Source organism: Neopusillimonas maritima, assembly GCF_003576595.1.
GTDB lineage: Bacteria > Pseudomonadota > Gammaproteobacteria > Burkholderiales > Burkholderiaceae_B > Neopusillimonas > Neopusillimonas maritima.
In genome coordinates, this window is record NZ_NQOU01000003.1 from 372455 (window position 1) to 393194 (window position 20740).

Annotated in this window: 17 protein-coding genes and 1 other RNA gene; 2 read left to right on the forward strand and 16 right to left on the reverse strand. The window is 53.1% G+C overall.

Annotation, left to right across the window (positions count from 1 at the left end; all coding sequences use genetic code 11):
* Positions 1-83: 83 nt before the first annotated feature.
* The 14 genes from ftsA to rnpB form a co-directional block, all read right to left on the reverse strand.
* The gene (gene ftsA, locus CJO09_RS10270; RefSeq protein ID WP_114421134.1) at positions 84-1310 is read right to left on the reverse strand and encodes a cell division protein FtsA; all 1227 of its coding nucleotides are present in this window, start codon (positions 1308-1310) and stop codon (positions 84-86) included.
* A 5-nt stretch (positions 1311-1315) separates the two neighbouring features.
* Entirely contained in the window at positions 1316-2104 is a 789-nt protein-coding gene (locus CJO09_RS10275) for a cell division protein FtsQ/DivIB (RefSeq protein WP_119442247.1), read from the reverse strand.
* Between the two features lie 8 nt (positions 2105-2112).
* Positions 2113-3066, reverse strand: coding sequence for a D-alanine--D-alanine ligase (locus tag CJO09_RS10280; RefSeq protein WP_119442248.1), 954 nt, complete (start codon positions 3064-3066; stop codon positions 2113-2115).
* Positions 3063-4469, reverse strand: a complete 1407-nt coding sequence (murC, locus tag CJO09_RS10285) for a UDP-N-acetylmuramate--L-alanine ligase (protein WP_218961059.1) — start codon at positions 4467-4469, stop codon at positions 3063-3065. The genes CJO09_RS10280 and murC overlap by 4 nt, the downstream gene beginning before the upstream one ends.
* On the reverse strand, positions 4466-5539 hold the full coding sequence (gene murG / locus CJO09_RS10290) for an undecaprenyldiphospho-muramoylpentapeptide beta-N-acetylglucosaminyltransferase (protein WP_119442250.1): 1074 nt from the start codon (positions 5537-5539) through the stop codon (positions 4466-4468). The genes murC and murG overlap by 4 nt, the downstream gene beginning before the upstream one ends.
* Complete coding sequence (gene ftsW, locus CJO09_RS10295; RefSeq protein ID WP_119442251.1) at positions 5536-6729, reverse strand: putative lipid II flippase FtsW; 1194 nt, start codon at positions 6727-6729, stop codon at positions 5536-5538. The genes murG and ftsW overlap by 4 nt, the downstream gene beginning before the upstream one ends.
* Entirely contained in the window at positions 6726-8252 is a 1527-nt protein-coding gene (gene murD, locus CJO09_RS10300) for a UDP-N-acetylmuramoyl-L-alanine--D-glutamate ligase (RefSeq protein ID WP_391523661.1), read from the reverse strand. Before murD ends, ftsW begins: the two co-directional genes overlap by 4 nt.
* A 5-nt stretch (positions 8253-8257) precedes the next feature.
* Complete coding sequence (mraY, locus tag CJO09_RS10305; protein ID WP_114421140.1) at positions 8258-9430, reverse strand: phospho-N-acetylmuramoyl-pentapeptide-transferase; 1173 nt, start codon at positions 9428-9430, stop codon at positions 8258-8260.
* Positions 9420-12215, reverse strand: coding sequence for a bifunctional UDP-N-acetylmuramoyl-L-alanyl-D-glutamate--2,6-diaminopimelate ligase MurE/UDP-N-acetylmuramoyl-tripeptide--D-alanyl-D-alanine ligase MurF (gene murF, locus CJO09_RS10310; protein ID WP_119442252.1), 2796 nt, complete (start codon positions 12213-12215; stop codon positions 9420-9422). The genes mraY and murF overlap by 11 nt, the downstream gene beginning before the upstream one ends.
* Positions 12212-13948, reverse strand: coding sequence for a peptidoglycan D,D-transpeptidase FtsI family protein (locus CJO09_RS10315; protein WP_119442253.1), 1737 nt, complete (start codon positions 13946-13948; stop codon positions 12212-12214). Before CJO09_RS10315 ends, murF begins: the two co-directional genes overlap by 4 nt.
* The gene (gene ftsL / locus CJO09_RS10320) at positions 13945-14253 is read right to left on the reverse strand and encodes a cell division protein FtsL (RefSeq protein WP_119442254.1); all 309 of its coding nucleotides are present in this window, start codon (positions 14251-14253) and stop codon (positions 13945-13947) included. The genes CJO09_RS10315 and ftsL overlap by 4 nt, the downstream gene beginning before the upstream one ends.
* Positions 14250-15326, reverse strand: a complete 1077-nt coding sequence (rsmH, locus tag CJO09_RS10325) for a 16S rRNA (cytosine(1402)-N(4))-methyltransferase RsmH (RefSeq protein ID WP_119442255.1) — start codon at positions 15324-15326, stop codon at positions 14250-14252. The genes ftsL and rsmH overlap by 4 nt, the downstream gene beginning before the upstream one ends.
* A gap of 8 nt (positions 15327-15334) precedes the next feature.
* On the reverse strand, positions 15335-15763 hold the full coding sequence (gene mraZ / locus CJO09_RS10330) for a division/cell wall cluster transcriptional repressor MraZ (RefSeq protein ID WP_114421145.1): 429 nt from the start codon (positions 15761-15763) through the stop codon (positions 15335-15337).
* A gap of 396 nt (positions 15764-16159) precedes the next feature.
* An RNA gene (gene rnpB / locus CJO09_RS10335) (RNase P RNA component class A) lies at positions 16160-16572 on the reverse strand.
* A gap of 125 nt (positions 16573-16697) precedes the next feature.
* On the opposite strand from rnpB, the gene CJO09_RS10340 reads away from it, so the two are divergent.
* Positions 16698-18545: an ATP-binding cassette domain-containing protein gene (locus tag CJO09_RS10340; RefSeq protein ID WP_119442256.1), complete on the forward strand. Its 1848-nt coding sequence runs from the start codon at positions 16698-16700 to the stop codon at positions 18543-18545.
* An 11-nt stretch (positions 18546-18556) separates the two neighbouring features.
* Here CJO09_RS10340 and pyrC read toward each other — a convergent pair whose 3' ends face one another.
* Positions 18557-19630, reverse strand: coding sequence for a dihydroorotase (gene pyrC, locus CJO09_RS10345; protein WP_119442257.1), 1074 nt, complete (start codon positions 19628-19630; stop codon positions 18557-18559).
* A 248-nt stretch (positions 19631-19878) separates the two neighbouring features.
* On the opposite strand from pyrC, the gene CJO09_RS10350 reads away from it, so the two are divergent.
* A complete protein-coding gene (locus CJO09_RS10350; protein ID WP_119442258.1) occupies positions 19879-20151 on the forward strand; it encodes an SWIB/MDM2 domain-containing protein in 273 nt (90 codons plus the stop codon).
* Positions 20152-20209: 58 nt separating this feature from the next.
* On the opposite strand, the gene CJO09_RS10355 is transcribed toward CJO09_RS10350, so the two are convergent.
* Entirely contained in the window at positions 20210-20575 is a 366-nt protein-coding gene (locus CJO09_RS10355) for a DUF4870 family protein (protein WP_114421149.1), read from the reverse strand.
* Positions 20576-20740 lie beyond the last annotated feature (165 nt).

Here is a 20740-nt window from a genome sequence, read left to right on the forward strand (position 1 = left end):
ACATTTGGCTCGCACCTGACTTGAAACGCCTTCCCGGACCCGGTTTGCAACCACCCCGCACCCGTCAGGCCTGTACCTCAGGCCTAATTCATAAACCATTCTTTCATTCGGGCAAGAATGGTCTTTACGCTACCTTTCTGTTGCGCCACTTTCTTTCCCCTGGCGCGTTGTACCCGCGCCTCTGTCAACAACCCCATAACCGTAGAAAAGCGCGGATTACGCATCACATCGACCAAACTGCCTTCGTAAGATGGAACCGCAATGCGTACCGGCTTCAGAAAGACGTCTTCAGCCAGCTCGACAATGCCCGGCAACAGCGCCGTTCCGCCGGTCAGCACCACACCCGATGCCAATAGATCTTCATAACCCGACTCCCGCACCACTTGCTGTACAAACGTAAACAGCTCTTCCACGCGGGGCTCGATAACCGCACCCAACGCCTGGCGCTTAACCTGACGATTGGGCCGATCTCCCAATCCCGGCACTTCAATCTGCTCATCCGGATTCACCAGAATTTGCTTGGCGATCCCGTAACGCAGCTTGATTTCTTCAGCATCTGGTGTCGGCGTACGCAGCATGGCGGCAATATCGCTGGTAATTTGATCACCGGCGATAGGAATAACAGCCGTATGGCGTATGGCCCCGCCTGTATAGATGGCGATATCCGTCGTGCCACCACCGATATCAACCAGCACGACACCTAACTCTTTTTCGTCGGAGGTCAAGCAAGCCATGCTGGAAGCCAAAGGCTGCAAAATCAGATCCTGCACTTCAAGCCCACAACGCCTGACGCACTTCACGATGTTTTGCGCAGCGCTGACTGCGCCCGTCACGATGTGTACGCGAACTTCGAGACGCAAACCACTCATTCCAATGGGCTCTCGAATATCTTCCTGGGAGTCGACGATGAACTCCTGGGTTAAAACATGCAAAACCTGTTGATCCGTTGGAATATTGACGGCTTTAGCGGTTTCAATGACACGCGCCACATCGGTTGGCGTCACTTCTTTGTCTTTAACGGCAACCATCCCACTCGAGTTAAAACTGGTGATGTGGCTGCCCGCAATACCTGTATAAACCTCTCGAATCTTGCAGTCGGCCATCAGTTCGGCCTCTTCGAGTGCCCGCTGAATAGAATTAACCGTTGCTTCGATATTGACCACCACGCCTTTACGCATGCCCTGTGATTCGTGTTGACCCAGCCCGATTACTTCAAAACGGCCCTCAGGCAAAATTTCGGCTACCACTGCAACGACTTTGCTGGTACCGATATCCAGGGCAACGATCAAGTCCTTGATGTCACGAGTCATAATTTTTATTCACCAGATGATTGAGTAACCGGCGCCAAAGTAATGGCAAAGCCGTCGGGATAACGTAAATCGGCACTGGCCACCTGCCCCTGCAGGCGCGCGGCCAACGCCGGCCAATTTCGAACAAATCTTTCAATTCGGGATGCAAAAGAAACCGCACCGGAGCGGCCATGCGGATCAGCCACATCAGCCGCTGGATCGCGACCTAAATTCAAATGCAAGCCATCCGACAGCTTCACAGACCATGCGTAACGCGGGCTTAGTTCAATCTGATCAACAGTGAGTCCCAACGGCGCAAACCAACGTAATAATTCGGCATAGCGTTGCACCACCAAACGCTCTGCATCATCCGGACCGGAGAATCGGGGTAAACGGGCGTTGTCGGGTAACTCACCCTGATTAGCGCTGAACGCTTCGCCCCAGGTATTAATCATTTGGCCATCGTTCCAAATTGCCAATGGTTGTTGCTCTTCAAATCGAACCTGCAAGGTATTGGGCCACACCCGCCGCACACTGGCATGCCGTACCCATGGCACTGCCTCAAAAACGCTGCGTGCCTTATCAAGGTCAATGGTGAAGAAATTACCTGCCAGCCGTCCCGCAATGGTTGCCTGAACGGTTGGGGCCGAAACGTAACTCAAACTCTGAGACTCCATAGGTTCAATCTTGATCTGGGTGATGGAAAAATAAGGGCGCTGGACTAACCAGATAACAAACCCGGCAATCATGGCAACTACTGCCAGCAGTGCCAGCATGTTCGCCAAGAAGTTGATTACCCGGGCCTCGTTCACCATCTCTCCTTTTATAGACTCATGGGATCCGACGCCTGCACTTTGCACGACGCCGTATCGAGAATCGCCAGACACAAATCGGCATAATCCATTCCTGCCGCTGCAGCCCCCATCGGCACCAAAGAATGACTTGTCATTCCTGGTGAAGTATTCATTTCAAGCAACCAAGGCTGGCCATGTTTATCAAGCATGAAATCGGCGCGCCCCCAGCCTTCGCAACCCAGCTCGATATAGGCCTGTTCGGCTAAATGAATCAATTGCACAGTCAAGTCTTTACCCACCTCCGCCGGACACACATAACGCGTGTCATTTGAAAGGTATTTATGTTCATAATCGTAATTGCCACCCGGAGCGATAATTTCAATTGCCGGCAATGCTCTGACCTCACGGCCTTTACCTAACACCGGCACGGTCAATTCACGCCCATCCACAAAGGTCTCAAGCAGCACTTCGGCATCAAAACGAGCGGCCAAACGATAGGCCGCCAGCAACTCGCCTTCTTCCGTCACCTTGGTAATACCAAGCGTCGAACCTTCATGCGGAGGCTTCACAATTAACGGCATCCCAACGTGCTGCAACGCTTCATCCAGCTCTTCCTCTGACTGCACTACGGCATAACCTGGTGTCGGTAGACCGGCATTCAACCAAATGCGCTTGGTCATGATTTTGTTCATGGCCAGGCTGGAAGCCATCGTTCCACTTCCGGTATAGGGCACCCCCATGAGTTCCAACAAGCCCTGCACTGTTCCGTCTTCACCGTAACGCCCATGCAACGCAATAAAAACACGGTCGAAACCCGACTGCACCAATTCAGTAAGGCTACGTTCCCCGGTATCAAACAAATGCGCGTCCACTCCACGGCTGCGTAAAGCTTCATAAACGCCTTTACCCGACATCAGAGAAACCTCGCGCTCGGCAGAGGTACCACCGTACAAAACACCTACACGACCATAATCCGGACTCACACCAACTCCCCCACTCTGGACGGCACCTTGCTGATTGATCCCGCCCCCATCACAATCACGACGTCACCATCTTCAACAAAATCCAAAATAGCCTGAGGCATATCGGCAACGTTCTCTACAAATACAGGCTCAACTTTGCCGGCAACACGCACCGCGCGCGTTAAGGCGCGACCATCGGCAGCAACCAATGCCGGCTCGCCTGCGGCATAAACCTCGGTTAGCAATACGGCATCGGCACGGCTTAATACTTTTACAAAATCCTCGAAACAGTCTCGCGTGCGAGTATATCGATGCGGCTGAAATGCAAGAACGATGCGACGATTCGGCCAGGCTCCTCTGGCCGCCTCAAGCGTGGCCTGCATCTCAACCGGGTGATGACCATAGTCGTCGATCAGGGTAAATTCCCCACCGCCGTGCGCTGCAGATACCGGGAAATTCCCAACTTGAGTAAAACGCCGCCCAACGCCGTTAAATTCCGCGAGCGCCGAAACGATCGCGGCATCTTCCACACCCAGCTCAGTCGCGACCGCGATAGCCGCCAAGGCGTTCTGTACATTGTGGCGCCCGGGCAAATTCAAGGTAACCGACAACACAGGCAACTCGCCCGACGAAGTACGTCGCATCACATCAAATGACATCCTGGCCTCGCGCGGCTTCACGTTAATTGCACGAATCAACGCTTCTTCATTAAAACCATACGTTGTTACCGGGCGCGAGATGAAAGGAATAATTTCCTTTACATATGCATCATCACTACACACGACGGCACTGCCGTAGAACGGCAAACGATGTGTAAATTCAATGAATGCACTTTTCAGTCGGGCCACATCGTGACCATAGGTATCCATGTGGTCGACGTCAATATTGGTAATGATTGCCATCACGGGTAACAAATTAAGGAACGATGCATCAGATTCATCGGCCTCAACAACGATGTAGTCGCCCTGCCCCAAACGCGCGTTTGCGCCCGCAGACGTTAACCGCCCCCCAATCACGAAGGTGGGGTCAAGATCACCTGCCGCCAACACGCTGGCGACCAAACTGGTGGTCGTTGTTTTTCCATGTGTCCCTGCAACAGCAATGCCACGTTTCAACCGCATCAGTTCAGCCAGCATCAAGGCGCGCGGAACAACCGGAATTCGCGCAGCCCGGGCTGCCAAGACCTCGGGATTGTCGGATGTAACCGCCGTTGAAGTGACCAACGCGCCCACACCTTTGATATTGGCGGCATCATGGCCAATCATGACACGCGCCCCTAAAGACGCTAAACGTCGCGTAACTGCCGACTCCTGAATATCCGAACCGCTAATGGCATATCCAAGATTCAAAAGAACCTCGGCAATACCGCTCATTCCAGAGCCACCGATCCCCACAAAATGAATACTTTGAATTCGATGCTTCATGCGGACCTCCTGACGGCACTCTCGCATGCATCGGCAATCATTTGCGCCGCGTTCAAAAATGCATGTTCATGCGCATGACCGGCCACAATAGCCAGCCCATCGCGTGTTTGCTCACCCAGCCATTTTGCGAGCCACTCCGGAGTGAAAGCCCCTTGCGGTTGCAGCCACCCGCCGTGACAATCGCTTAGATAACGCGCATTAGCGGTTTGATGATCATCAATGGCATGAGGTAAAGGAACAAACAAAGCTGCTACGCCGGCCGCAGCAACTTCCGCCACCGTCATCGCACCGGCACGACAAATCAACACATCAGCTTGCGCCAAAGCCTCTCCCATATCTTCAATAAACGCGACACAATTTGCTCTTATTCCATGCGTTTCATAACTGTGCCGAACACTATCCAAATGCTGCTCACCTGATTGATGCGTCACAACAGGCCGCGCTTGCGGCGACAAAAGTGCCAGCGCGACAGGCACGACCTGATTCAACGGACGTGCGCCCAAACTTCCCCCAAGAACCAAAAGACGCAAAGGCCCTTGTCTCTGACCATACCGTTGTTGCGCCGGCAACTTGCTGATGACTTCCGAGCGGACCGGGTTGCCTACCATCAATGCACCCGGCAACGCCCCCGGAAACCCCACCAGCACTTTACGTGCCATACGAGCAAGCCAGCGATTCGCCGTGCCGGCAATCGCGTTCTGCTCATGGACCAACAGCGGAATACCCGCCAATCGGGCCATCAGCCCACCGGGGAAAGCAACATATCCGCCCATGCCCAACACAACGTCAGGCTGAACTCTATGCAAAGCTTTGCGTGCCTGAAAGCAGGCACGAAGCAAACGAAACGGCAGCGCCAACAATGCTCCCACGCCTTTTCCACGCAAGCCCGAGAAACGCAACGGCTCCATGGGGAGACCGCGCGCGGCAACCAAACGCCCTTCCATTTTTTCTGGGTGCCCCAGCCAGACAACACGCCAGCCACGGCTTTGCATTTCTTCGGCAACAGCCAAACCCGGCATGATATGGCCGCCGGTACCACCTGCCATGACCAAAAGGGTTTTGGTATTCATGTCCGTTTCCCCCTCATCATGTTGCGGTTCTCGAAATCGACACGCAGCAACAAAGCGACCGCCGCCATATTCATCACAATGCCCGATCCGCCATAGCTAACCAGGGGTAACGTCAGGCCTTTGGTGGGTAATAAACCCACGCACACACCAATATTGATAAAGGCCTGAATGCCAAACCATAAAGCCACACCTTGAGCAACCAAACCGTTAAATACCCGCTCCATCGCGAAGGCCTGGCGCCCAATATCGAAGGCCCGCCATATCAACAGGAGAAACGCGGCGACAACCGCCACCACACCGACAAACCCCAATTCCTCACCGATCACCGCAACGATGAAGTCGGTATGCGCCTCAGGCAAATAGTGCAATTTTTCAACACTGGCGCCGAGACCGACACCAAACCACTCGCCACGCCCCAGCGCAATCAAGGAATGCGAAAGTTGATACGCACTACCGTAAATATTGTCTGGGTTCCAAGGATCCAAATACGCAAACAAACGTTCGCGACGCCAGGGGGCCAACCAGATCAACAACACAAAACTGGTAAGCAAAATTCCAATCAACGCTGAAAACAGGCGCCCGTTCAACCCCCCGATAAACAACAAGCCAACCGCGATCGCAACAATAACAATGAATGCGCCCAAATCGGGTTCAAGCAGCACAGCGCTGCCGACAGCAGCCAACGCGAACGCCATAGGCAAAAAGCCTCTGGAAAAACTTTGCATATGCTCCCGCTTGCGTACCGTATACGCGGCGGCATAAAGACAAATCGCAAGTTTCATCATTTCGGAAGGCTGAAAATTCACCGGCCCAAGGGGTAACCAGCGACGCGCGCCATTGACTTCACGGCCAATCCCCGGAATCAATACAATGACAAGAAGCAACAGGCAAAGGAGAAATAACGGTACCGCCAATTTCTCCCATACACGCATTGGAATGCTAAAAGCGAAAATCGCCGCGATAAGGCCCAACGTAATAAAAGTGGCATGCCGGAACACAAAATAATACCGCCCGTAGTTTGCGTAACGCGGTCCATCCGCCAAAGCAATAGAAGCGGAATAAACCATCAACAAACCGAACAGCACCAAAGACACGGCAACAATCAACACACTCATGTCCAACAACGGCAAACGGGTGCGCCCCGGCTTAACCGCATTGATGCCACTGGTCAGTTCCGCAAATAAACTCATGCCACCTCCCCGTGATCCAGCGCCAGTGAATTCACTGCATCAATGAACGCCTGGGCACGATGCGCATAATTCCTGAACATATCCATACTTGCACACGCAGGCGACAGCACGACTGCCTGCCCCGGTCTGGCCATAGACATTGCACGGGTCACTGCTGAGTCCATATCCGGTGCGCGCTCAACGGGCATATCCATGCCCTTGAGCGACGCTTGAATGAGTCCGGCATCGTGACCAATTAACACCACACCCACTGCATGACGGGAAACCGCCTTCGCCAGCAAAGAGAAGTCTTGCCCTTTACCCAAGCCACCGGCAATCAATACAACCGGCTGCCCCAAGCCTTCAAGCGCCGCCACAGTTGCACCAACGTTAGTTCCCTTGCTGTCGTTAATGAAATCAACACCGGCAATCGAACGAACAAACTCTGTGCGATTAGGCTCACCGGCATAATCACGTACCGCATGCAACAGTGGGGCCCAAGGCAGATCTACCGCGCGGGCCAGTAACAGCGCCGCAAGCGCATTCATCGCATTGTGGCGCCCACGCACACGCAACGCATCACTGGGCATAAGCTGCACAACGCGACCCGATTTTCGTACCGGCTTCTCGGTTTCCTTACGACGACGCACAGATTGAGGGATATCAAAATCATCTGGCTCGGCAGCCAACAACCAACTCACGCCCTGCTCAACATCCAGCCCCAGGTCACCAATAAAACGAGGGCGACCTGAACCAAAACTGCGTACCGATAATGCGCCGAGTTCGTCTACCATTTTGCTCACGGTGTCATCATCGCGATTAACAACAGCTATATCGGCCCACTGCAAAAGCCTGGCCTTCGCCTGTGTATACGCCTGAATTGAACCGTGCCAATCCAGATGATCTTGCGAAATATTCAAAACCACTGCTGCATCGGGACGCAAACTATGGGTTGAAACCAACTGAAAACTGGACAGCTCCAATACCCACACTTCGGGCAACTCTCCAGCATCCAGGGCTGCCGTTAACGCAGCAAGAGCGGCAGGACTGATATTACCGGCGGCTACCGCCGACAATCCGCACCCCTGCATCAAATGGCGCGTCATCGCGGTAACCGTTGTTTTCCCGTTTGTCCCTGTGACGGCCAGTACCCGAGGCGCATAACCCTGTTCACTCATATCACGCAAGGCGCGCGCAAACAGCTCAATTTCACTAATGACTTCAATGTCCTGCTGATGCACCTTGGCAAGGAACTCCGCCACGCCCGGTGAACCCGGTTCCAAGCCAGGACTGATCACAACACTGGCGACCAAATCCAGACTAGCTTGACTTAAAGCATTCGCTCCGAAGCAAAACTCTATGTTTGATGCATCTACTGCTTCCTTCAGTCGGCTCCAGCCGGGTGGATCGTCGCGCGTATCTACGACCCGCAACGGCACACCCGCGCGCGCGCACCATAGTGCTGCGGCCAAGCCGGTTTCACCCAGTCCCAGAATCAGAACCGTGCGATCAGTTAACAAAGAAGGGAAGCGATATTCCACCAAACTGCTCACCGTAGTTTCAAGGTTGCCAATCCCACCAGCACTAACATCATGCTGATAATCCAAAAGCGAACGACCACCTGTGTTTCTTTCCAACCACCCACTTCAAAATGATGGTGCAAAGGCGCCATACGAAATATTCGTCGTCCTTCGCCATAACGCCGCTTCGTGTACTTGAAGTACGCCACCTGCATCATGACCGACAAGGTTTCCACGACGAAAACGCCGCCCATGATGAACAGCACAATTTCCTGTCGCACAATCACGGCAATGGTTCCCAACGCGCCACCCAAAGCCAACGCCCCCACGTCGCCCATAAAGACCTGAGCGGGATAGGTGTTGAACCATAAAAAGGCCAGCCCCGCACCCGCGATCGCGGCGCATAACACCATAAGCTCGGAAGCCCCGGGAATATAGGGAAATAAAAGATACTTGGAATAATCGACCCTGCCGACAACGTAAGCAAAAATCCCCAATGCGCTGCCCACCATGACGGTTGGCATAATGGCCAAACCATCCAGGCCGTCAGTCAGGTTAACGGCGTTGCTGGAACCCACAATGACAAACCAGGTCAGCGCAACAAATCCAAATACGCCCAAGGGGTAACTGACACTCTTGAAAAACGGCACAATCAAGTCGGCCCTTTCCGGCAAGGCCATCGTAAAACCGCTTGAAACCCAGTTGGTAAATAACGGCCATAGGTCGGCGTTAGCCGGTGCAGACACTGCAAATGCCAAATAAACCGCAGCCACAATACCAATTAACGCCTGCCAGAAAAATTTGTGACGCGATTTCATGCCTTCCGGATCACGATGCACGACTTTCCGATAATCATCGACCCAACCAATCCAGCCAAAACCAAAAGTAACCAGCAGCACAACCCAAACGAAACGATTGGTCCAATCAGCCCATAACAATGTGCTGACGGCGATAGAGATAAGAATCAGCGCTCCACCCATTGTGGGCGTACCTGTTTTTACCAAGTGAGTTTGAGGACCATAGCTACGCACGGCCTGGCCGATTTTCAATGCCGTCAATCTGCGAATAACGGCCGGCCCCGCGACTAATCCAATCAGTAATGCTGTTGCGCATGCCAGCACGGCGCGCAACGTAATATATTCAAAAACAGCAAAAGCACGAACATGCTCTTCAGACAACCACCGCGCCAATTCAAGCAACATGGTGTGCCCCCCCATTCAATGATTGTTTTTGTTTCATGGCATGAACAACGCGCTCCATCTTGCTGCTGCGCGAACCTTTTACTAAAACATGGGCCGGCGTCAAATTGCTTAACGCCGAGAGCAACGCATCAATATCAGCAAAAGAGTGCGCCCCATCGCCAAACGCGACAGCGCAGTCTTTGGCTGCGGCACCGAGTGTGAGCAAAACATCAATACCTTGCTCACGTGCATAACGACCCACTTCGGCATGCATTTGAGGCCCTTGCTCGCCAACCTCAGCCATAGCGCCCAACACAAGCACTTTGCGCCCCGCCAACTCGGCCAGCACTTCAATTGCCGCCCGCACAGAGTCGGGGTTCGCGTTATAAGTATCATCGATCAGTTGATAACCATCCTGTTGCGGGTAAAACTGCATACGGCCCGCAACGGGGTTAAACCGCTCCAGCCCCCCCACAATCGCGTCAAACGGCACTCCTGCAGCCACTGCGCACGCTGTCGCGGCCAGTGCGTTGCGCAAGTTATGTAACCCTGCCGCATTCAAGCACACAAGCGACTCCCCAACAGGGGTTTTCAGCTCGAAAACTGTTTGACTGGGCTTTGCCTGAATATATTCAGCCCCTACATCCATGCCTTCTGCCGAGCCAAATAAAACGCATCGACGTGCATCCGATAACTTTTTCCAAAGCTCCGTATACTCATCATCTCCGGGAAACACCGCCACGCCCTCCGGCGACAGCATCTGCAGTACTGATCCGTTCTCGCGGGCCACCGCTTCAACCGTATGCATGAATTCTTGGTGTTCTCGTTGAGCGTTGTTTACCAAGCCAACAGTTGGCGACGCCATACCGGCCAACAAGCGGATTTCCCCTGGATGGTTCATCCCTAACTCCAGCACGGCGATACGATGCTGGTGACGCAAACGCAAAAGCGTTAGCGGCACGCCCAAATCGTTATTGAAATTGCCCTCAGTAGAGAGCATTTTGTCGCCCTGCCAGGCCCGAAAGATAGAGGCAATCATCTCTTTAGTAGTGGTTTTGCCATTGCTACCGGTGACGGCCACGAGCGGTATATCGAAACGCTTGCGCCAGACACGCCCCAGCGTTTGCAAAGCCTGGCGCGTATCGCCCAACGCAATTTGCGTTAGCGCACATGACTTAACACGGCTTTCAACAATGGCTGCAATCGCATTTGCCTCAAGTGCGGTGTCTAGATAGTGATGTCCATCGAACCGATCGCCTTTCAACGCAATAAATACTTGATCGCTTGCCAGCGTACGGGTATCCGTGCTTAACGTCGGCTCAGTCACCAATAAGAGTGCTGCTCGAGCCCACTCACGATCATCAAAAGGCAATCTTTCGCCATGAATCTCTTGATACGTTTCATGACCTTTCCCAGCAAGAAGCACCACGTCTTCCGCTGCAGCAGACCATACTGTTTGCAGAATCGCTTCCGAGCGATCCACAACAATTTGATAATCCAGGCCAGACAAGCCAACCACAATATCTTCAAGAATCGCTTGCGGGGACTCACCGCGAGGATTATCGCTGGTCAAGACAACCCTATCGGCCAAACGCCCGGCAATTTCTCCCATCATTTCACGCTTGCCGCGGTCTCGGTTACCGCCACAACCAAACACACAATGCAAACGACCACCGCGCGCCTCGGCCAAACCGCGAAGCGCTTCTAACGCGCGCTCCAACGCATCCGGCGTATGTGCGTAATCCACAACAACCATCGGCTGCCTGACAGGCTCAACACTGCCGCCAATAGATTCAACGACGTCCATCCGCCCAGGTACCGAAGTCAGTTGCCCCAATGCACGCCCAACTTTTACAACCGACCAGCCCAGAAAATGCAGCACCCCTGCGACCAACAACAAATTCGACACGGTATGCTGACCAACCAGGCGTGTCACAATTTGGGCCGCTCCATCAGGCAATTCCAAATTAAAAACCAACCCATGTGATCCGGCATGAATCTCGCCCGCACGTACCGCGGCTCCTTCATATACACCCGTGGAATAGCCAAGCACCTGAATGCCACGGTGGGCGGCAGCAGGCACCTTTCGACCTACGACATCGTCGAAGTTTGTTACGACCTGCCGGACAGACTGTCTATTAAACAGTGTTAGTTTTGCCGTTTCATATTTATCCAACGAGCCATGGTAATCAAGATGATCGTGGCTAAGATTTGTGAACCCGGCGATCGTAATCTCCACGCCGTCGAGACGACCTTGATCAAGACCAATCGACGACGCCTCAAGCGCCACCGATCGCGCACCGGAGCGATAAATCGTCGCCAACGCCTGATGCACTGACAACACATCAGGCGTAGTTAACCGTCCTTCAAGTAACGTACCGTCCGGCAAGGCAACCCCAAGCGTTCCGATTGTCCCGCATGGAATCCCCGCATCGTTCAAAGCTTGAGCAATCCAATGCACAGTTGACGTTTTACCGTTCGTGCCCGTAATTGCAATAACCGACATCATCATTGAGACACGGCCGTACCATTCGTGTGCAACCTGCCCCAATAACTGTCGCAGCGACTCAACCTCAAGCACCGGCACCGATATCGAAGCAGCGACACCGATACCCGACAAGGGCTCAGTCACAACAGCCGACGCACCCTTAGCCACCGCTTGCGCGATATAGTCTCGACCATCACCCTCATAACCCGGGCAAGCAAAGAACACATCGCCAGAGCTTACCTGGCGTGAATCAAGGCACAAGTCAGACTGAGGATCGACGTGCTCTTTTAACCAATTCAAGACTTGATTTGCAGTCATCGTGGCACCCCGTCATCCGGCCCGGCCGCTAATACTGGCTCCAGTGGCGCATCGGGCTGAACCCCCAAACGACGCAAGCTGCTGGCGACCACTTCAGAAAATACCGGTGCCGCCACGCGACCACCGTAGTACACGCCCGCATGGGGCTCATCAATGGAAATTGCCACGACAATCCTCGGATCCGAAACAGGAGCGAATCCGACAAAGGAGCTGCGATATTGTTTCGTGCTGTACTTCCCGTTCACCAACTTTCTGGCTGTTCCACTTTTTCCCGCAACGCGATACGCTTGAACTTGGGCCAATGTCGCGCCGTCACGGCCCGCTGCCTCATCAAGCATTGCACGCACAGTCGATGCTACCTTAGGAGAGAAAACCTGCACACTTGTGGGCTTTCCCTGACGACGTACCAGCGTCAGGGAAACCATATCACCATCACGCGCAAACGCAGTGTAAGCATGTGCGACCTGAAGTAAGGAAGCCGACAAACCATAGCCGTACGCCATGGTTGCACGCTCAATGGGACGCCAACGCTCCCAAGGACGCAAACGCCCTTCCGCAACACCAGGAAAATTGGCATTAGGCGCACGCCCAAAACCAAGCTCAGTAAACTTTGTCCACATTTCCTGCGACGTCAGGCGCTCGGAAATCATGGTCATACCTATATTGCTTGAACGACGCAGAATTCCGCCGACATCGACAACGCCATTACGCGATACGTCAGAAATCACAGCGCCCTGATAGCGGTACTTACCGTTACCCGTGTCGAACTTAGTATCGGGCCGCACCCGACCGAGATCCAAAGCCAATGCCACTGTAAACGGCTTCATGATTGATCCGGGTTCGAAAGTATCGACCATCGCCCTGTTTCGCAGGGCTTTACCCTGTCGATTGGCGCCCTCGTTGGGATCGTAGGTGGGCAAATTGGCCAATGCCAGAATTTCCCCGGTTTTCACATCAATAACGACGCCTGCAGCCGCGGCAGCCTTATTTTTGATCCGTGCATTCTCCAAGGCGGAGAACAAATCGTACTGCACACCCGCGTCAATCGACAGGTACAAATCTTTACCATGAACCGGCGGGATGGCCGCCTGCACATCCTCAACCACGCGACCCAAACGGTCTCGAATAACACGCCGGGTACCGGGTTCTCCCGACAACAAATGATCAAATGCCAGCTCAACACCCTCAATACCACGATCTTCAATATTGGTGAAACCGACTATATGGGCCGTCATTCCACCTTCGGGGTAGAAGCGACGCACCTCTGCTTGCTGATGGATACCAGGTATCTTCAACTTGGCGATTTTCTGCGCCGTCTCAACCGAAACCTGCCGCTTGATATAAACGAAATTGCGGCTTAGGTTCACGAGCCGGGCACGAATATCCTCAAGCGACATCTCTAGCAAACGCGCCAATTCACCCAACTGTTCAGGCGTTGCTTTTTGCGCATCCTCGGGCACCGTCCAGATAGCGCGGGCCGGCACACTGGAAGCCAAAACCACTTGACCGGTACGGTCGAATATTTTGCCTCTGGTTGCGGGCAGTACCAATGTTTTCTCGTAACGCAGCTCCCCTTGCTGCTGCAGAAAATCGTTTGACAACCCCTGCAAGTACAACGCTTTTGCCACAATTGCCAGGAACCCGAGCAGCATCAACACCAATACAAGACGTGAACGCCATAACGGCATTTGAATGTTAAGTACGGGGCTATCATGGAAACGAAAACGCTTCATTGCTCCCCCCCTTGCATCACTGCCGCCGGACCCGACACGATTTGCCCATTTTTCATGTAAACGGTCTGGGCGGGCGTTGGCACCACCATTTTCAATTCTTGACGCGCAATCTGATCGACACGCGCATTACGCGCCAACTCAGCCCGCTCAAGCTGCAATCGACGCCACTCGACGTCCAGCTCCTGAGTCTTGGCCGCCATACGCTCTGAGGAAACAAATAACAAACGCGACTGATAACGCGCCGTTACAAGTGACAACGCCGACAACATTAGGACGCACGCAAAAACCAGGCATAGACGGCTCATCGCTGCCTCCTGCCCGTTTTTGCTGGTTTACCGGAAACCGCTCCCAACGGGAGCCCCCGCACGAAAGAGGCCCCACCCCCTGACGGCAGCGGCGTCGAAGTGCGTTCCGCCGCACGCAACACCGCTGAACGGGCACGAGAGTTTGCCTCGACGTCTGCTTGCCCCGGCAATACCTTACCCAACGAGCGCAACAGTGGCTTGGGCATATCTTTCTCGGGGATGGGCAGCCGGGCCGTCGCTTCCGCCGGACGTGAAGCGGCCGCGATGCACTGCTTCACCATCCGATCTTCCAGAGAATGAAAGCTGATCACGGCCAGGCGCCCTCCGGGATTCAACAGCGTTAAAACTGCCTCGAGGGCGCGCGCGAGCTCCTCGAGCTCTTCATTGATGTAAATCCGTATAGCCTGAAAGGTGCGAGTGGCCGGATGTTGGCCCTTTTCGCGCGTGCGGACGACACTGGCGACGAGCTCGGCGAGGTCGAGCGTTGTGCACAGCGGCCTGGATTCGCGGCGAGCAATAACCGCCTTTGCAATCTGGAGAGCAAACCGTTCTTCGCCATATTTCGCTATGACCTCCCTAATTTCATCAACACTGGCTTGCGCCAGCCATTGCGCAGCGGTTAAACCCCTGCTGGTGTCCATGCGCATGTCGAGCGGACCATCGCGCATAAAAGAAAAACCTCGTTGAGCCTCATCGATTTGCGGAGATGACACCCCCAAATCAAGCATCACCCCATCGATATGCTCAACACCCAAATCAGCCAAGGCCTGCGCCATTCCGGCAAACCCTTGGTGCATAACCTTGACGCGGGCATCTTGCGCTTGCAGCGCATACGCCGCGGAAATGGCCTGAGGATCCTTATCAAAAACCACCAAAGTGGCCTTCGGGCCTAATTTCGACAAGAGCAAGCGGCTATGCCCACCACGACCAAATGTGCCGTCGACAAACACTCCATTCAAATTTGGCTCTGACGCCTCGGGAACAGATTTGCGACGAACCCTAACGCCAAAAGACGGATCAACGAGGGCATTAACCGTGGGTTCAAGAAGCACGGGGAGGTGGGATTTTTCCATCATCGCACTCAGAACGAAAAATTCTCGAGTGCATCCGACATGCCCTTGGACAAGTCTTCCGCTTCCCGGCGCGCCCACTCGGCGGCATCCCACAATTCGAAGTGACTCCCCATCCCCAACAGCATGACCTCCCGAGCCAGTCCGGCCGCCTGACGTAATTCAGGCGACACGAGAATACGTCCCGAACCGTCCATATCGACATCGAGTGCATTACCCAGCAATAGGCGCTGCAAAGGACGCGCAGACATGGGGAATCGTGCAATTTGCTCGCGTCGATCTTCCCAGACGGAGCGGGGATAAACCAGCAAACAACCGTCAGGATGCCGCGTAAGGGTTAAACGCCCCTGATCGGCCGATGTCAGCGCGTCACGATGCCGGGTGGGTATGGTGACCCTCCCTTTCGCATCGAGCGTGAGTGCGCTGCAACCTTGAAACACTTTTTACCCCACTTTTTTGCACTTTTTCCTACTTTTCCCCACTCTAAGGCATCAGTTAAACCGGGTCAAGCGCTAAATCGCATTTTTTTCAATGACAACAAGTACTTACAAACGAACTAACCAAACTTTTAAAAAAATTTGTGTCAATAAATCAATATGTTGCAAAAACAACTGGAAGTGCTTTATTCAATAGCAGACCCACTTCGGCGCGCCAGCGCGTTACAACAAAAAAATAGTGAGGCTTGCGTGCAGGTTCATTCGCCACACGCTGGGAAAACCATCAAATCCAGGGGGATCGCACGAAGGGGGAACCGCACGAAAAAAGCGCCGAAACAATTTTTGCCGGCGCTTAAAATAAGAGAAAGAGACAAAAGGGCGTATGAACACGCGAAAAAGGTGCGGAACAGATCTATAGGCCGGATTCTGTACATCGAGAATATCGATGGGCAATCATTCCTCTGGGTTGGCTATTACTAACCAACTCTAGCCACCTACCCGCATGCACGGACGGGCCGCCCGTATGGCCGCAAAGGCCATGCGCATGCCTATTTGGTGTTGCTCCGGATAGAGGTTACCGCGTTTCACCCTGCTACGTTGTACCTTGCAATACAAGGTACGCCACACGGATTCACCGTGTCAGTGCGCGCCGAAACACGCCCACGTAACAGACTCGTCTCTGTGGCCCTGTTCCTCGGTTATTACAACCGCCGAAGCGGCTATCGTTACCGGACGGCTGTTAGCCGCTACCCTGCCCTGTGGAGTCCGGACCTTCCTCGATAAAAAATTACCGCGACTACCCGATCTGCCCCGCACCCCCATTGTAATACTGAATAAAGCCTCGCAACCTGCGACAATAGTGTTTATATCGTTAAAAACCTGTGCGCATTACAACAACGTGAACAATGCGACACCAGCATACCGTATCACCCTACCCATGACAGCAACACTCATTACACTCGCCAATCTGCAACTCGCTTACGGCCATCATGCACTACTTGACCATGCTGAACTCACCATTCATCAAGGAGAACGTATTGGCCTTATCGGCAGAAACGGCGCCGGCAAATCTTCCTTGCTGAAACTCCTCGATGGTCGCACCCAGCCCGATGACGGCGAAATTCAGCGCCTCGGCGGATTAAGGATTGCAACCGTTGAACAAGAACCCGAACTTGGCGAACATAAAACCGTATTAGATGAAATCTGTGGTGAATTTGAACGAGACGAAGATTGGGCGCGTCCTGCGCGCGCCAAGGCGCTGATCAGCGAACTAGGCTTGCAAGAGTCAGCCTTCATAGACGGCCTTTCGGGCGGGACCAGAAAGCGCATCGCTCTAGCCCGAGCCATGACACTTGAACCCGACTTGTTGCTTTTAGATGAGCCTACCAATCACCTGGACTTCGAAGGCATTACCTGGCTGGAGCAACGCTTGAAACGTGCCGCCTTCAGCATTGTGCTAATAACGCACGACCGCCGATTTCTTGACACCGTAACAACGCGCATTGTCGAACTCGATCGAGGCAAACTCATTAGCTTTCCGGGCAATTTCACCCAATGGCAAGAACGTAAAGCGGAATGGCTTGAAGCCGAAATGCAACAGAATGCCAAGTTCGACAAGCTGTTGGCGCAGGAAGAGGTATGGATCAGGAAAGGCATTGAAGCCCGCCGTACACGTAACGAAGGACGTGTGCGACGACTCGAACAACTGCGACGGGAACGTGCGGCCCGCCGTGAACGCACTGGAAACGTTAACCTGGCCATTTCCGAAGGCCAGCGCTCCGGAAAAATAGTGGCTGAACTTGAACACGTTACTCACGGCTACCACGGGCGCACTTTAATCAACAACCTGTCCACGGTCATTTTACGCAAAGACCGAATTGGCATCATTGGGCCAAATGGTGCGGGTAAAACAACATTGCTGCGCATTCTTTTGGGTGAACTCGAACCCGATCAAGGCAGCGTGAAATCAGGCACAAACCTGAGCATCGCTTACTTCGATCAAATGCGGGGACAACTCGACGAAACCGCAACTGTGGCCGACACCATTAGCCCGGGAAGCGAATGGGTTGAAATTGGGGATCAACGCAAGCACATCATGTCGTATCTGGAAGACTTCCTGTTTCCCCCGGCTCGCGCACGATCACCGGTTAGCAGCCTTTCGGGCGGCGAGCGGGCACGGCTGGTACTGGCACGACTTTTCGCAACCCCGTCAAACGTTCTGGTTCTCGACGAACCCACCAACGACCTCGACATCGAAACGCTCGAACTTCTGGAAGAACTTCTGCAGGACTACCCCGGTACTGTGCTTCTGGTCAGCCACGACCGTGTTTTTCTAAACAATGTCGTCACGCAGACAATCGTCAGTGAGCCGGAGGGCCATTGGCAGGAATATGCCGGGGGATACGACGATTGGTTGGTGCAAAGCAACGTTAGCTCATCAAAGAATTCATCACAATCAGCCGTCAAGTCGCAAACGCAAGCTGCTGACGACGTGAGCCCTCACGCTCGGGAAGACAAAACGCCCGGGAAGAAACCAGCCGCAAATCGCGCCAGTCGATTCACTGCCTGGGAAGAAAAAGAACTCGAAGGTATCCCGGAAAAAATCGCCAAACTTGAAGCGCGCCAAGCGGAACTGGGGAACACTTTAAGTGACCCCAAAACCTATGAGAATACGCCGGACATTGCCATCGGCATCAATAACGAAATTACTGAAATCGACGATCAGTTAAACCGACTGTTCGAACGCTGGGAGGAGCTGGAATCGAAAAAAACCGGCACACAGTAACAAACGCCAAATCAGGTGTATGCTGCGTCAGCAAAACGCCAGGGTAAAGTTTCACCAGCTGCCAACGGCACCAACTCATCATCGCCCACACTAAGGGCATCGGGAATCGTGTAAGAAGCACGTTCCAACGTGATTTTTCGCTTGTTTACCGGAAGGCCATAAAACCTGGGGCCATTCAAACTGGCAAAGGCCTCAAGTTGATCAAGCTTGCCCACCGATTCAAATGCGGTCGCATAAAGCGCCATTGCGTATGGAGCCGTATAGCAGCCTGCGCAGCCACACGCGCTCTCTTTCATTCCCCTAAGATGCGGCGCGCTATCAGTGCCAAGGAAAAACCGGCCACTTCCTCCTGTTGCCGCCTCAAGCAAAGCTTGCCGATGAATTTCACGTTTCAAGACCGGCAAGCAATACATATGAGGACGGATTCCTCCATTAAACAAAGCATTGCGGTTATATAGCAAATGATGGGGGGTAATTGTGGCCGCTATTGGCCCGGCGGCGTCCCGCACGTACTCTGCGCCCTGACGTGTCGTCAAATGTTCAAACACCACCTTCAGCTCGGGCAGAGCATCCCTGAGCGGGATCATTACGCGATCGATAAAAACAGCCTCTCGATCAAAAATATCAATTTTTGGGTCTGTAACTTCGCCATGCATCAATAATGGCATCCCAACTTTTTGCATCGCCTCTAACGTTGATAAACAACGACCCAGCAAATCCGTCACCCCGGCAGCGGAGTTTGTCGTTGCGCCCGCCGGATACAACTTAACACCGTAAATAATCCCGCTTTCCGCCGCTTTATAAATCTCGTCAGGCGGGGTATCGTCTGTAAGATACAGTGTCATTAATGGTTCAAATTCTTGTGTCTCCCCGGCAGTGTCATTCAATGCTTGCAGAATTCGCTTGCGATACGCAGCCGCTTGTTCAACCTTGACAACCGGTGGCGTTAAGTTCGGCATAACGATAGCCCGTCCAAATTGCCCCACGGAACCTCGAAGTACAGACCGCAGAATGTCTCCGTCGCGTAAATGCAAATGCCAATCATCCGGCTGAGTGAGGGTTAAGCTGTTTATTGAAATATCCATAGAAAAAGTCACAAAGTTTATACAGCCGGTTTGAGAATAAAGTTAATCGCAATATGTTAACGTGTTTCCTTTTCAATCGCAGACGGTACGCAGTTCTTATGCGGTGAAGCGCCACTGCGCAAACGCAACTCATATTTGCACCGATGCAGATTCTGGAAAAATAGAGTACAAGACAGTTTGCCCGGGTATTTCATATTCGCAGTACTCAGGGAAAACAAGATTTTTAATTTCACTGGAGCGAACCACATATGGCAACGACTACAAAAACGACCCGTAAACCCAATGCCGCGTTTATGAAGCCCCTTACTCCAAGCCCCACCTTAGCGGCAATCATTGGTCCTGAAGCGGTTCCCCGCACGGAAGTTACCAAGAAAATTTGGGATTACATTAAGAAGCACGACCTGCAAGATCCAAAAAACCGTCGCAATATCAATGCCGACGACAAACTGCGCCCCTTATTTGGCAAAGAGCAGGTGTCTATGTTCGAATTAACCAAACTGGTTAGCAACCATTTAAAGTGAAACAAAGACACAACAAAAAAGCTGCCAATGGCAGCTTTTTTGTTGCTCTGTACTTTGCTTAAAGTTCGGGGCTTGGCGCTGCGCCCGACAATAACGCCAACCAGCCTTTGGCGATGCGGTATACCACCCAAACAATGGCAACCAACCCTGTTAACCACCCAATAAAAATCCACGTTGCCATTGCGCTAAGCACGAGCCACAACAAGCCCCACCAAAAAGTACGTATGATCCAATCGAAGTGACTGGCATATAAAGTACCCGCTGCATCACTTCGCTTCAGATACGCAAGAACAATTGCTGCTATCGAGGCAACACCCAGAAAACCCGCACTAATCAAACCCAAGGCAAAAAGCCCATAAACGATGTGAGTAAGCGTACGCAACGACACCCCGTTATTCTCTTCTGGTTGTAACGCATCCGACATGAAGTACCTCCTGGATTTATAAGTTTGCGGTTTATTCAGGCAATTTTACCGTTTTTTCGTTCTTCCAAAGTAAAACGCCCCAACATGTTTTGATGTTGGGGCGTTTTGGTATAAGAGCCTGACGATGACCTACTTTCACAGATGTACATCCACTATCATCGGCGC